Raw genomic sequence first — 13179 nt, forward strand, 5'->3', positions numbered from 1 at the left:
GCACATTATGTGTCCATCATCACATTATACCCGATTTTGCTTAAAAACACCACGTTTGCAAGGCGTTTGTTTTATTCAGTTATGTAAAGCAAATACCGCAGCCCATGCATATTCTAATAGCAGAGAGAGCTGAAAGGAGGTACAAGTATGTTTTCACCGCAGCAGCCAATGAGAAATTACCCACAGCCCGGACCGCCCCGCCCCATGCCAAATCAGCGAATGATGGGCAGAAGACCGCCTAATATGCGAGGACCTTCATTTGGAGCACAGCAGCAAGGTTTTCAGCAAGCCGGACAATTTCTTCCTCAGGCAAATGCCGGAGCGAGAAATAGTGCAGGTGCAGGCGGAGGCTTAAAAGGAATGCTGTCAAGGTTCCTACCCGGCGGAGGAGGCGCTGGCAGCGCCGGAGTTCCAGGAGCAGGTGCCGCAGCGAGCGGAGGTGCTGGCCTGCAAGGCATTCAAAATATCGCCAATCCTGCATCATTATCCAGTATGCTTGGAAATGTGCAAAAAGTACTCGGCATGGCGCAGCAAGTCACCCCTATGATCCAACAGTACGGCCCATTAGTCCGCAATCTGCCAGCAATGATGAAGCTGTACAGCCAATTAAGTAAAAGTGATGATACTGAGACAGAGGCCAATGAGGAAAGTGAAAAACAATCCGTTTCAGAAGAATCATCAGAAAAAGAAAAAGAGACTGAAACAAAAACCTCAGATGGGAACAAAAAATCAAAACCAAAAAGTTCTTCTCTCCCAAAGAAATCTAAAACAACTGACAATAAAGAACAAGAATCGAAAACATCTGCCCCGAAGAAAAAGGAAGCTGCCTCTCCTGCTCCGAAAAGAACATCAGGCAGTTCAAAACCGAGATTATATATTTAACATTCTTTGATATCTGAAGTGAGATTGGCTATAATGAGATCAGAAGAATGCAAGAATAGAGCCGTTTGATTACGGCTTTTTATATTGCCTTTACTCACTTCAGTATTGGAGGACAACCGAAAATGGACGTAATTAAAATTTCACCGCGCGGCTATTGCTATGGTGTTGTTGATGCTATGGTCATTGCCAAAAATGCGTCACTAGATAAAAGCTTGCCAAGACCCATCTATATACTCGGGATGATTGTTCATAATAAACACGTCACTGATGCGTTTGAAGAGGAAGGGATTTTTACATTGGACGGCTCTAACCGTCTGGACATCTTAAAGCAGGTTGACAAAGGAACTGTCATTTTCACAGCGCACGGTGTTTCTCCCGAAGTCAGAAGAATCGCAGAAGAAAAAGGGTTAGTCGCAATTGATGCTACATGTCCGGATGTGACGAAAACTCATAATCTAATCTTAGAGATGAAAGAAAAAGGATATCACGTGATCTATATCGGCAAAAAAGGGCATCCAGAGCCTGAGGGAGCCGTTGGCGTAGCGCCGGAGATCGTTCACTTAGTTGAAACAGAAGAAGATGTAAAGAACCTTGATATCCAAGCCGAGAAGTTAATCGTGACGAATCAAACAACAATGTCTCAATGGGATGTTCACGACATTATGGAGCTTGTCAAAGAAAAATATCCTCATGTCGAATATCACCAAGAGATTTGCCTCGCTACTCAAGTGCGGCAGGAAGCTGTATCAGAGCAGGCAAAAAAAGCGGACTTAACAATCGTTGTCGGAGACCCGAAAAGCAACAATTCAAATAGGCTTGCTCAAGTGTCAGAGGAAATAGCCGGGACAAAAGCATACCGGATCGGCGACTTAAGCGAATTGAAGCTCGAATGGCTGAAAGGCGTTAATACCGTTGCAGTTACAGCGGGAGCTTCAACACCGACGCCGATCACAAAAGAAGTCATTCGCTTTTTAGAGCAGTTTGATCACGAAGATCCATCAACTTGGACAACTGAACATAATATACCGCTCAAAAAAATACTTCCAAAAGTAAAAGCAAAAAACTGAGGCTGTAAAAGCCTCAGTTTTTTTATAGAAATATAAATGGATTTGTATCTGTTTCAGAAACAAAGATATTCACGTCAAACTTTTTATCATTACACATTGATGTCAGTTTTCTCGTGACGCCTTCTTTCATGATTTTTTCCGCGTAATGGCCCGGATCAACCACATTTAGGCCAAGCATCATCGCATCATGGGCCACATGGAAGTATAAATCCCCTGTGACGTAAACATCGGCTCCCTTTCGTTTTGCATGATGAATATACTTGTTTCCATCTCCCCCAAGAACAGCTACCTTTTTCACCATGCTGTCAGCATCCCCCACCATTCTGACACCATTGACGTCAAGCTTGTCTTTCACAAATAAAGCGAATTCCTTGAGCGTCATCTCATTTTTAAGGGTTCCGACACGGCCGAGTCCTTTTTCGGCGGGAGTCTGTTCAACAGGATAGATATCGTAAGCAACTTCTTCATATGGATGGCTTTTTATCATTGCATTGATAACAGCCTTTTCGACGCTTTTAGGAAATACAGTCTCAAGCCTTACTTCATGAACAAGCTCAAGCTCTCCCACTTCACCGATAAAAGGCTTAGCTCCCTCTAATGGCTTAAAGCTGCCGATTCCTTCAGATGAAAACGCGCAATGGCTGTATTCACCGATATGGCCGGCCCCCGCATTTCCGAGCGCGGCTCTGACCTGCTCTTCATATTCCTTCGGCACGTAAACTGCCAGCTTTTTCAGAGGATCCGTATAAGTAGGTGCCAGCACTTCCGTCTCACTCAGCTCTAATGCTTCAGCAAGCAAATCATTCACGCCGCCGTCCGCAACGTCTAAATTTGTATGAGCTGCATAAACAGCAATATCATGCTTCAAACACTTTTCAATTAACCTTCCGGCAGGCTGATCTGTTGAAATATGCTTTAGCGGCCGGAAAATAGGAGGATGGTGTGCAATAATCAAGTCAACCTCTTTTTCAATCGCTTCATCGATAACGCTCTCTAACACATCAAGTGTAACCATCACATTTTTAATTGGTTTGTTTAAAGTGCCGATTTGCAGGCCGATTTTATCTCCTTCAACCGCATAGGCTTTCGGGGAAAATTGTTCAAACAGCTGGATGATCTGCTGCCCATTTACACTTTTAGCCATGATCGATTACCTCCTTTAACAGCTCCATTCGATCGGCGAGCTCCTTTAATTTTTGTTTGTTTTGCTCTGTATCCGCCGCTTGGCTGATCTGTTCATAAATGCTTTGAGTGTGCTGAAGCTCTTGTGTCCACTTTTTCAAAAAGACAGCATTTTTTTCTTTTGCCAAGAAAGGGCCGACGAGCATCCCGGCTGATAAAGAAATACCGTCATAAGCCGCATCCCTGTCTCCCGCTTCTGCTACCAGCACCTCATAGCACTTTCCGTCCTCTTCAAGGATTACCTCATCTATCAGCGCATATCTTTCTTTATAAAGCCACTCCCTGATATGAACAGCATGAATATTCGGCTGTAAAATGAGCCGTTCCTTCCCCGTTAATTTGTCTTTGCCCGCTTCTAAAATGTGAGCGATCAAAGCCCCGCCCATTCCGGCAATCGTAATGGCATCAGCTTCCCCTTTTTTAATCACTTCCAGTCCGTCTCCCTGCCTTACAGAAATGTGCGAGTTTAAGCCTGATTTTTCAACCTGCCGCTTTGCAGACAAAAATGGGCCGTCTGTTATTTCTCCGGCAATCGCCCCGCTGGCTTTATGATTCAGCACCGCATAACAAGGAAGGTAGGCGTGGTCAGAGCCGATATCGGCCATCACCGCTCCATTCGGTATGTACTCCGCTACTGTTTGCAATCGTTTAGATAATTTTAATTCGTTCACTTGTCATCACAACTTTTCTCAATCATTTTTTCCTTTACTATCATATAAAAAATCAGCCCGGAATCCAAGCTGAAGCAAATGATTTTGAAATTATTTCTTTTGATGCGGGTCTGCACGCGGCAGTCAAAAATAAAAGGCTGTCGAGAACATCTCGGCGGCCTGTGAATGTATAAAGAGAAAAATAGTTCTTTTATTTAATTTTTGACACCCACTCTGCCATATCATCCAGCTTATCGGCCGGAACAAGACCGGAAGGCATTCCATTACCGCCTTTTTCGATCTTTGTTTTAATTTCAGCGACATCTTTCTTATCCCCTACACCTTTTAAGCTAGGACCCGAAACACCTTCATAATTTTCACCGTGGCATGCGATGCAGTTTGCCTTGTAAATTTCTTCTGGTGAAGCGTTTGCATCTTTCTTTTCAGCAGATTTACTTTCTCCTCCGCTCGCAATCTCCCGAGAGTCATCAAGTCCTTTTACTGATAAAAAGAAAGTTAGACCAATTCCTAAAACAGCGATCAGCAAAAATGGAATAAGCGGGTTCCATTTCATTTCCCTTCCCCCTTTTTGATCCTTCCCCCTATGTAAACACTTCTAATTCTAACTTATTTTTACAAAAAGTAAATGGATTGCTATCCAAAAGTTTTTTATTCACACTTTATACAAAATTGAATTGAAACATGCCTAAATCTCTAATATCCTTTTTATTCTATTGTATAATGTATTGTATACGCTTACAATAGAAAATATGGAATTAGATTTTGAAATTTTTCACCACAATGTTCATTTGCAAATGACATCATTTTTCAGTAAAATAAAGGCATATTATCCATATATCTTTTTTAAAAAAAGAAGAACGGATCTTCAAGACCCGTTCCATCTTATTCAAGGAAATCTTTCAAACGTTTACTTCTGCTAGGATGTCTTAGTTTCCGCAACGCTTTGGCTTCGATTTGTCGAATACGCTCTCTCGTTACTCCAAATACTTTGCCGACCTCTTCTAATGTTCTTGTACGGCCGTCATCAAGACCGAATCGAAGACGCAATACATTTTCTTCACGATCAGTTAACGTATCAAGCACATCTTCCAGCTGCTCTTTCAATAGCTCGTATGCGGCGTGGTCAGAAGGTGAAGTTGCTTCTTGGTCTTCAATAAAATCACCAAGGTGCGAGTCATCCTCTTCACCGATCGGTGTTTCCAGAGATACCGGCTCTTGAGCAATCTTTAAGATTTCGCGTACTTTTTCAGGCGTTAAATCCATATCTTCCGCAATTTCTTCAGGTGTTGGTTCTCTGCCTAAGTCTTGCAGTAATTGACGCTGCACACGGATTAATTTATTAATGGTTTCAACCATATGAACGGGAATCCGGATCGTTCTCGCCTGATCGGCAATGGCGCGTGTAATCGCCTGTCTGATCCACCACGTAGCATACGTACTGAATTTATAACCTTTGCGATAATCAAATTTTTCAACGGCTTTCATCAGACCCATGTTTCCTTCCTGGATCAGATCAAGGAACAGCATACCGCGTCCGACATACCGTTTTGCGATACTGACAACAAGCCGCAGGTTCGCTTCAGCCAATCTGCGTTTAGATTCTTCGTCACCTTCTTCAATCTTTTGAGCGTAGGCGATTTCTTCTTTTGCAGAAAGAAGGTTAACCCGACCGATTTCCTTTAAATACATACGAACTGGGTCATTGATTTTAACGCCAGGCGGTACACTTAGGTCATTAAGGTCAAATTCTTCTTCGGCTTTGGCAAGCTGCTGAATATTAGGATCTTCTGTTTCTTCATTCTCACTAATTAATTCAACACCTTGTTCACCTAAAAATTCATAATACTCATCCATTTGGTCTGATTCAATTTCAAAGCTGGACATACGCTCAGCAATTTCTTCATATGTCAAAACGCCACGTTTTTTACCAGACTCTGTTAATTGCTCTTTTACTTGGTCGAATGTTAATTCTGTCTCGTGGGTTTGTTTATCAGCCATTATGGATCCCTCCTTCCAAAGCTTGCAACGAATTCTATAAGCGGTATGATTCTTATTCGGTCCATTCAGGCGTTTTCTATGTGAACTGCCTTTAACAATGTGCGAATAATGAAATGACAATTCATGATGAGGTTAAGCGATCTATTTGCTCCTCCGCAAGGAATCATTGCCAATAAATGCTCCTCATCAGTTCTCCAGTTATTTTAAAGATCGGTTCAATGTAACGATTTCTTGAGCCAGAGAAGCAGCTCTTAAAAAATCTTTTTGCCTTTCGGCTTCGGCTCTTTCTGCCTCTTTTTCTTTTATCATTGACCAATTTCTTTGATTCAACACTTTTTTTACATAATCTGATAACTCGGCTTCGCTAAGCTCTTGATTAACCTGAAGCATTAATATATCAGACAAGAGCTGACTTATATGATCATCCGTCACCCTGGCCATCAGATGCTGAGGCGTCAGCTCGGCTCCCTCTTCATAAAAAGCATAAAGATAGGCGGCTAATGCCCGGTGCTCATCAATATTAAATTGAAACCCTACCCGGTCAATCACTTTTTTGATGACGCTCCGATCTCGAAGCATGTGAGCGAGTAACAGCCTTTCTGCATTTTCATACGCCGGACGCAAACGTTTTTGCCTTGCTTTTGTCGTCAGATGCGCTCGCCGCGTTTTTGTTTCACCGCTATTGTCAGCAGGTTTGTTTTGCTTGCTGAAAACAGACAGCTGCTCAGTTAAAGACTCCTGTGAAAGCGAAAACTCTGAAGCAAGCTGCTTTACATAGACTTCCTGCTCTAGAGACCCTGAAAGCGTGCTGATTTCTTTCAGTACGTCTTTAATGTAAGCCAGGCGGTCGCCTTCATCGGACAGGTTCTTTCCTTTTCGGAAATATTGCATTTTGAACGCCATTACGGTGACACTGGCGTCAATAATGTCATTTTTAAATTTTTCTCCGCCGAATTTTTTGATGTAATCATCAGGGTCCAATCCGTCAGGAATCATTGCAACTCTGACTTTGCAGCCTTTTTTTTGCAGAAGCTCCGAAGCTTTTAAGGTGGCTTCATAACCGGCTTTATCAGAGTCATAGCAAAGAATGATTTCTTCGACGTTTCTTCTCAGGATCTTGACATGATCATCTGTAAGAGACGTTCCCATCGTGGCTATGCTCTCTTTTACACCCGAGCTTACGGCCGATATGACATCAGCAAACCCTTCAAATAAGACTGCTCTTTCCTGCTTTCTGATATGAAGGCGGGCCTTATAAAAATTGTAAAGCAGTTTACTTTTATGAAAGAGCGGGGTTTCAGGACTGTTCATATACTTAGGCTGCTGGCTGCCAAGAGCCCTGCCTGAGAAAGCAACAACAGCCCCGTGATGATCATGGATCGGAAACATGACACGGTTTCTGAAGCGGTCGAAATATCCGCTTCCGTCTTCGCGTCTGATCAGGAGACCCGCTTTTTCCATTTGTGCCTCACTAAATCCCCTCTTTACAAGGAATTTCGTAATAAAGTCCCAAGAATCAAGAGCATAGCCAATCTGAAATTCATCAATCAGCTCTTTCGTAAAGCCCCTAGAAAGCAGATAATCCAGTGCCTCTTGACCTTCTTTTGTATTTATTAACAAATGATGGTAAAATTTCTTCAGGAGCTCATGTGCCTCAGCCATTTTTTGTTCTCCAGAAGACTCTGGCCGGGCTCCGGAATGGACTGTTATATCATCTGGAAAATCAATTTGGTATTTGTCAGCAAGGTGAGAAACCGACTCGGCAAAAGAATAGCCTTCCATCTGCCTTAAAAAAGAGAAAACATTGCCGCCCGCTCCGCAGCCAAAGCAATGAAAAATCTGTTTGTCGGGCGATACGGAAAACGAAGGTGTGCTTTCTCCATGAAAAGGACAGAGTCCAAAGTAGTTTCGGCCTTGCTTCTTTAATTGAACATAATCACCTATGACTTCAACGATATCTGCCGACTTTTGCACCTGATCCACAATTTCATCTGGTATCCGATTTCCCATCTTATAACACTCCGTCGTACATTATTCGATGCTTTAGTGCAAAATCCCTTCATCGTTCGACAGGATTTTTTGCAGCAGTGTAATAAATCGTTCTCGATCTTCTTTATTCAATTTTTTAGGCCCTTTGGCATATACGCCTTTTCTTCTTTGTTTGCCGGAAAAATGACGGCCCTCTAGGGCAAAATCAATCGTGTCTTCCTTGTAAAGACGACCTCTTTCCGACATAACAGAGACATTTCTGTTCAACAGCAGAGATGCTAATCCGATGTCCTGCGTCACAACAATATCTCCCGGTTTCACGTGATTTGCGATATATAAATCAGCAGCTTCTTTATGAGGATCAACATACTTCCATTTTTCTTCATTGCTTCTGGAAAGCTGATAATGTTCAAATGAAGCGACAAAAAGAACTTGAACTTCATACTCGGATGCTGTTTGTAAAATTTCATCTTTTACCGGACAAGCATCAGCATCGACAAAAATCGTCTTTTCTTGTTCATTAAGAAGAGTAATTCTCCATCCCTCCATTAAACTCCTGCATAAAAGCAAGCAAAATCGCACATCCTTTATTATTGTGGATGTATATGAATTTGTCGAAAAATTTCCGGGAGAAATTCTTGACATCTTACCCATAATAGTTTATTCGTATCACACGATCCTTAAACCTAAAATTAATCATTTTATCACAATTTTTTATTATAATACAAACTTCACAAAGATGCTATTGTTTTTCATTATTCCCTTTTGGCACAGCCAAAAACCCAGGATAGAGCGTCCTGAGTTATATGTTTTTTGTTTTGAGATGATGGATAATATTTGCTGTTTCCTCAACCGCTTTATTTGAAACATCAACAACCTGGCAGCCGATCCGATCCACAATCTTTTCGAAATACTCGAGTTCCTCTTTGATTCTGTTGATATTTGCATAAATCGCTTTATCATTAAGCCCGAGTGATTTTAAACGTTCTTTTCTGATATGATTCAGTTTATCAGGGCTAATCTTTAAACCGATGCATTTTTTCGGATCAACGTTAAAGAGTTCTTCCGGCGGATCAACCTCCGGTACAATCGGAACATTGGCAACCTTCAGGCGTTTGTGTGCGAGATATTGAGACAGCGGTGTTTTAGACGTTCTTGACACGCCGATCAAAACGATATCAGCTTTTAAAATCCCTCTTGGATCACGTCCATCATCGTATTTAACTGCAAACTCGATGGCCTCCACTTTTTTGAAATAATCTTCATCAAGCTGGCGCACCCGCCCCGGTTCGTATTTCGCTGTTAAACCGTAGGCTGTTTCCATTTTATCAATCAACGGGCCGATAATATCATAATATAAAACATTTGCTTTTTCCGCTTCGGCTATCAAATATTCTCTGATTTCCGGCACCACGAGTGTAAAACAGATAATGCCGCCGTCTGCCTTTGCAAGTGAAATCACTTCATTGATAGTGCCTATATCTTCAACATAAGGAATTCTTCTTACATGAGTATCATCCGCCGATCCGTTAAATTGGCTGAGTGCTGCTTTTACTACCAATTCAGCCGTTTCACCGACGGAATCCGATACAACATAGATGATGCGGTTATTCATATTATCCCCCCGTTAGTTTGCAATATTATAGGATTTCATTTTCAGATAAACTGACAAGTATTTTGGTCATATTTGTTTTTGTCACTCTGCCGATCACTTCAAAGCCTTTATCGGTGTCTTTGATGACAGGCAGTGCATCAATTTGTTTTTCTATTAAGTGCTTTGCAATGTCCATCACATAATCCTCGCGTCTGCACACCGTAATGTTCGGCATCCTTGTCATGATGATGTGAACAGGGACCGATGTAAGCTCCTGCTGGCCAATGCTCGCTCTGAGCAAGTCTTTTCGTGAAAGCACCCCGACTAAAACAGCATCGCGGTCCACCACAAACAGAGTACCTACATCTTCTAAAAACATGGTGCAAATCGCATCGTACACAGAAACGTTTTCGTGAATCACTACGGGGATAGATTGAAAGTCTTTCACCTGAAGCTTTTTGAGTTTATCCGCCAAAAGCTGTGTGCCGGTTTTTCCCGTATAGAAATAACCGACTCTCGGGCGCGCCTCGAGGAATCCTGACATGGTGAGTATGGCTAAATCCGGGCGCAATGTCGCCCTGGTTAGGTTCAGCTTTTCTGCAATATGCTCCCCTGTAATCGGCCCGTTTTCTTTTACAATCTGCAAAATATGTTCTTGCCGTTTATTTAGTTCGATCGTACTCACCACCTTTTCACTTCATAGCTATGTAAAGAAATAATAATCCATATTATAACGTAAATATCTTGTAATCAAACAAAAAACTTATAAATGGGGAAAAGACGATTACCGATCACACAGCAACCGCCTTTTCTCTCTTTATTTTACAATAAGGGCATTCATATTCGCAAAGGACTTGATCTCATCCGCCAAGCTTACCATTTGCGCTAAACGATTTGCCTTTAATGACTCATTATCCGCTATAACCATTGTATGATCGAAGTAAGCATCGATCGGTTCTTTTAAGGCTGCAAGTGAAGCAAGAGCCGCCTCATAATCTTTTTTGCTGAAGTTTTCCTGCAGATTTTGCTTCGCTGTTTGGTAGGCATCAAACAGTTTTGCTTCGTATTCATTTTCAAACAGATCAGGCTGAATGTCTCCGCGGACTCCTTTTTTGCTGATAGAGATCACTCGGCCTAACGCTTCGGCTGTTTCCTTAAAACCAGGTGCACCAAGCTTTTGCTCCAGTACTTGTGCTTTATGCAGCGCAGAGTACGGCTCAAGCTCAGAGCTTTCCAGCACGGCGTCAATGACATCATGTCTGATTTGTTCAGCATTCAAGACATATTTCAAGCGCTGAGTGAAGAAATCCAGCAGTTCAATTTCTTTATCGGTTTGTACGAAAGTAAGCAGCTCTTCAAATGAAATTCCCCAGTTGCGGTCAAGAAGAATCGCAACAATACCGCTTGCTTGGCGGCGCAGTCCGTAAGGATCCTGGGAACCGGTCGGAATTACGCCGATAGAGAAGAATGAAGCGATTGTGTCAAGCTTATCCGCCATTGCTACAACAGCTCCGATGAAAGTAGAAGGCGTTTCTCCGCCCGCTGATCTAGGCATATAATGTTCATTGACTGCTGCAGCCACAGCTTCATCTTCGCCAAGCATTCTCGCATATTTTTCGCCCATAATTCCTTGAAGTTCAGGGAATTCATATATCATATGCGTCACAAGGTCGAATTTAGAAATTTCAGCAGCCCGCTTCACATGTTTTAATGTATCCTCATCAGCCTGAAGGCGAACGGCAAGTTTCTCTGCGATTGATGTGACTCTTCTAACCTTATCAGCAAGAGAACCAAGCTCTTCATGGAAAACGATATTTTCAAGCTTCTTCACATTTGCATCAATGTTTAGTTTCTGATCTTCTTTGTAGAAGAATGAAGCATCAGATAAACGTGCGCGCAGCACTTTTTCATTGCCTCGGGCCACATTTTCAATCGCGTGGCTGTTGCCGTTTCGGACTGTGATAAAGTGAGGCAGCAGGTCACCGTTTTTGTCTTTGACAGGGAAGTAGCGCTGATGCTCTTTCATTGTCGTGACAAGCACTTCTTCAGGAATTGACAGAAACTCGGATTCAAATGAACCGTAAAGAGCTGTCGGGTATTCTACTAAATGATTCACTTCATCAAGAAGGTCTTCGTCAACTGGAATGCTCCAATTGTTTTCAGCAGCCATTGTTTCCAGCTGAGATTGAATCATTTGCTTTCGGACGCTAGGATCAGCAATAACATGCTGTTCTTTCAGCTGCTCTTCATAAGCTGAAGGTGATTCAATTGACACTTCATGTCCGAGGAAACGGTGTCCCTGTGTTGTCCGTCCAGACTCAACGTTTGTGATCGAAAATGGAATGACATCCTGTCCAAATAATGCGACAATCCATTTGATCGGTCGGATATAACGCAAATCTTCATTTCCCCAGCGCATGTTTTTCGGGAAATGCAAGCTTGTAATTAAACCGCTCAGTTCCGGCAGAAGCGACTTCGTTTCTTGGCCGGCTTGGAATTTTTGCACGAATACATACTCTATGCCTTTTACTTCTTTGATGTACAGGTCTTCCACATTTGCGCCTTGGCCTTTTGAAAAGCCGATTGCCGCTTTTGTCCAGTTCCCGTCCGCATCAAGGGCAATTTTTTTCGCAGGCCCTTTTGCTTCTTCTTTTATATCATCCTGCTTTTCTGCGACATCCTTAACGAACACAGCAAGACGTCTCGGTGTATTGAAGAGTTTCACTTCACCGTGAGTAATATTTTTTTCTTTAAGCCAGCCTGTCAGCTTGTCGCCAAGCTGAACCATGCTTTCATTCAAAAAGCGCGCCGGCATTTCCTCTAATCCGATCTCTAAAAGTAAATCCTGTTTACTCATGAGAAGAACCCTCCCCTTTAAGCATTGGGAACCCTAGTTTTTCTCGTTCCTCATAGTAGGTTTTTGCTACTTTTCTAGCTAAATTCCGCACTCTTGCGATATAGCCCGTCCGCTCGGTAACAGAGATCGCACCTTTGGCATCAAGCAGGTTGAAAGTGTGCGAGCATTTCAGCACATAGTCATATGCTGGATGAACAAGTCCGTTGTCCATTTGCTTGATCGCTTCTTTTTCATATGTGCTGAACAATTGGAACAGCATATCGACGTCTGATGTTTCAAACGTATAAACAGAATGCTCATATTCAGCCATCATGAATAAATCTTTTACTGTAAACCCTGACGTCCATTCCAAGTCAAACACGTTTTCTTTATCCTGGATATAAGACGCGAGACGCTCAATTCCATACGTAATCTCTACAGAAACGGGTTTACACTCTAATCCCCCGACCTGCTGGAAATACGTAAATTGTGTTATTTCCATTCCGTCAAGCCAAACTTCCCAGCCTAGACCCGCGCAGCCTAAAGACGGATTCTCCCAGTTGTCTTCAACAAAGCGAATATCGTGCTCAAGCGGATCAATTCCAAGAGCACGCAAGGAATCTAAATACAGTTCTTGAATGTTATCAGGAGACGGTTTAATAATGACCTGGAACTGATGATGCTGATACAGTCTGTTCGGGTTCTCCCCGTAGCGGCCGTCTGCAGGACGTCTGGAAGGCTCTACATAAGCCACTTTCCACGGCTCAGGGCCGATACTGCGCAAAAATGTATACGGGCTCATCGTGCCGGCTCCTTTTTCTACATCGTAAGCCTGCATAAGCACACAGCCCTGACTGGACCAATGCTTTTGCAAGGTTAGAATCATGTCTTGAATATTCATTTCAAGCACCTCCACTTTTCTTTCATAAGTTGACTGCGGCAGCAACCAAAAAACTCCCG

12 protein-coding genes are annotated in these 13179 nt (G+C 42.6%); 2 read left to right on the plus strand and 10 right to left on the minus strand.

What is annotated here, in order from left to right:
* The first annotated feature begins 147 nt into the window (after positions 1 to 147).
* Together vrrA and ACFVP7_RS14130 are read left to right on the plus strand one after the other, a co-directional pair.
* Positions 148 to 882 carry a VrrA/YqfQ family protein gene (vrrA, locus tag ACFVP7_RS14125; protein WP_326225392.1) on the plus strand — a complete coding sequence of 245 codons (735 nt, stop codon included), beginning with the start codon at positions 148 to 150 and terminating at the stop codon, positions 880 to 882.
* Between the two features lie 122 nt (positions 883 to 1004).
* Positions 1005 to 1949 carry a 4-hydroxy-3-methylbut-2-enyl diphosphate reductase gene (locus ACFVP7_RS14130; RefSeq protein WP_014477361.1) on the plus strand — a complete coding sequence of 315 codons (945 nt, stop codon included), beginning with the start codon at positions 1005 to 1007 and terminating at the stop codon, positions 1947 to 1949.
* 22 nt (positions 1950 to 1971) lie between these two features.
* On the opposite strand, the gene ACFVP7_RS14135 is transcribed toward ACFVP7_RS14130, so the two are convergent.
* The 10 genes from ACFVP7_RS14135 to glyQ all read right to left on the minus strand — a co-directional run bounded on the left by ACFVP7_RS14135 (position 1972) and on the right by glyQ (position 13120).
* Positions 1972 to 3093, minus strand: coding sequence for a Nif3-like dinuclear metal center hexameric protein (locus tag ACFVP7_RS14135; protein WP_338730588.1), 1122 nt, complete (start codon positions 3091 to 3093; stop codon positions 1972 to 1974).
* Positions 3086 to 3736: a tRNA (adenine(22)-N(1))-methyltransferase TrmK gene (gene trmK / locus ACFVP7_RS14140; RefSeq protein ID WP_003246178.1), complete on the minus strand. Its 651-nt coding sequence runs from the start codon at positions 3734 to 3736 to the stop codon at positions 3086 to 3088. Before trmK ends, ACFVP7_RS14135 begins: the two co-directional genes overlap by 8 nt.
* Before the next feature lie 256 nt (positions 3737 to 3992).
* The gene (cccA, locus tag ACFVP7_RS14145; RefSeq protein ID WP_003230068.1) at positions 3993 to 4355 is read right to left on the minus strand and encodes a cytochrome c550; all 363 of its coding nucleotides are present in this window, start codon (positions 4353 to 4355) and stop codon (positions 3993 to 3995) included.
* Between the two features lie 329 nt (positions 4356 to 4684).
* Entirely contained in the window at positions 4685 to 5800 is a 1116-nt protein-coding gene (gene rpoD, locus ACFVP7_RS14150; protein WP_003226225.1) for an RNA polymerase sigma factor RpoD, read from the minus strand.
* Between the two features lie 198 nt (positions 5801 to 5998).
* Positions 5999 to 7810, minus strand: coding sequence for a DNA primase (gene dnaG / locus ACFVP7_RS14155; protein ID WP_014480290.1), 1812 nt, complete (start codon positions 7808 to 7810; stop codon positions 5999 to 6001).
* Positions 7811 to 7843: 33 nt separating this feature from the next.
* Positions 7844 to 8338 (minus strand): YaiI/YqxD family protein, encoded by a 495-nt coding sequence (locus tag ACFVP7_RS14160; protein ID WP_003230065.1) that lies wholly within the window; start codon positions 8336 to 8338, stop codon positions 7844 to 7846.
* A 253-nt stretch (positions 8339 to 8591) separates the two neighbouring features.
* Complete coding sequence (locus tag ACFVP7_RS14165; protein WP_003230064.1) at positions 8592 to 9404, minus strand: pyruvate, water dikinase regulatory protein; 813 nt, start codon at positions 9402 to 9404, stop codon at positions 8592 to 8594.
* A 25-nt stretch (positions 9405 to 9429) separates the two neighbouring features.
* Positions 9430 to 10068 carry a transcriptional regulator CcpN gene (gene ccpN / locus ACFVP7_RS14170; protein ID WP_003237058.1) on the minus strand — a complete coding sequence of 213 codons (639 nt, stop codon included), beginning with the start codon at positions 10066 to 10068 and terminating at the stop codon, positions 9430 to 9432.
* Between the two features lie 132 nt (positions 10069 to 10200).
* Positions 10201 to 12240 (minus strand): glycine--tRNA ligase subunit beta, encoded by a 2040-nt coding sequence (glyS, locus tag ACFVP7_RS14175; protein ID WP_338730589.1) that lies wholly within the window; start codon positions 12238 to 12240, stop codon positions 10201 to 10203.
* Complete coding sequence (glyQ, locus tag ACFVP7_RS14180) at positions 12233 to 13120, minus strand: glycine--tRNA ligase subunit alpha (protein ID WP_003226213.1); 888 nt, start codon at positions 13118 to 13120, stop codon at positions 12233 to 12235. The genes glyS and glyQ overlap by 8 nt, the downstream gene beginning before the upstream one ends.
* Positions 13121 to 13179 lie beyond the last annotated feature (59 nt).

Source organism: Bacillus sp. SG20033, from assembly GCF_044570195.1.
In the GTDB taxonomy this organism is placed as follows: domain Bacteria; phylum Bacillota; class Bacilli; order Bacillales; family Bacillaceae; genus Bacillus; species Bacillus subtilis.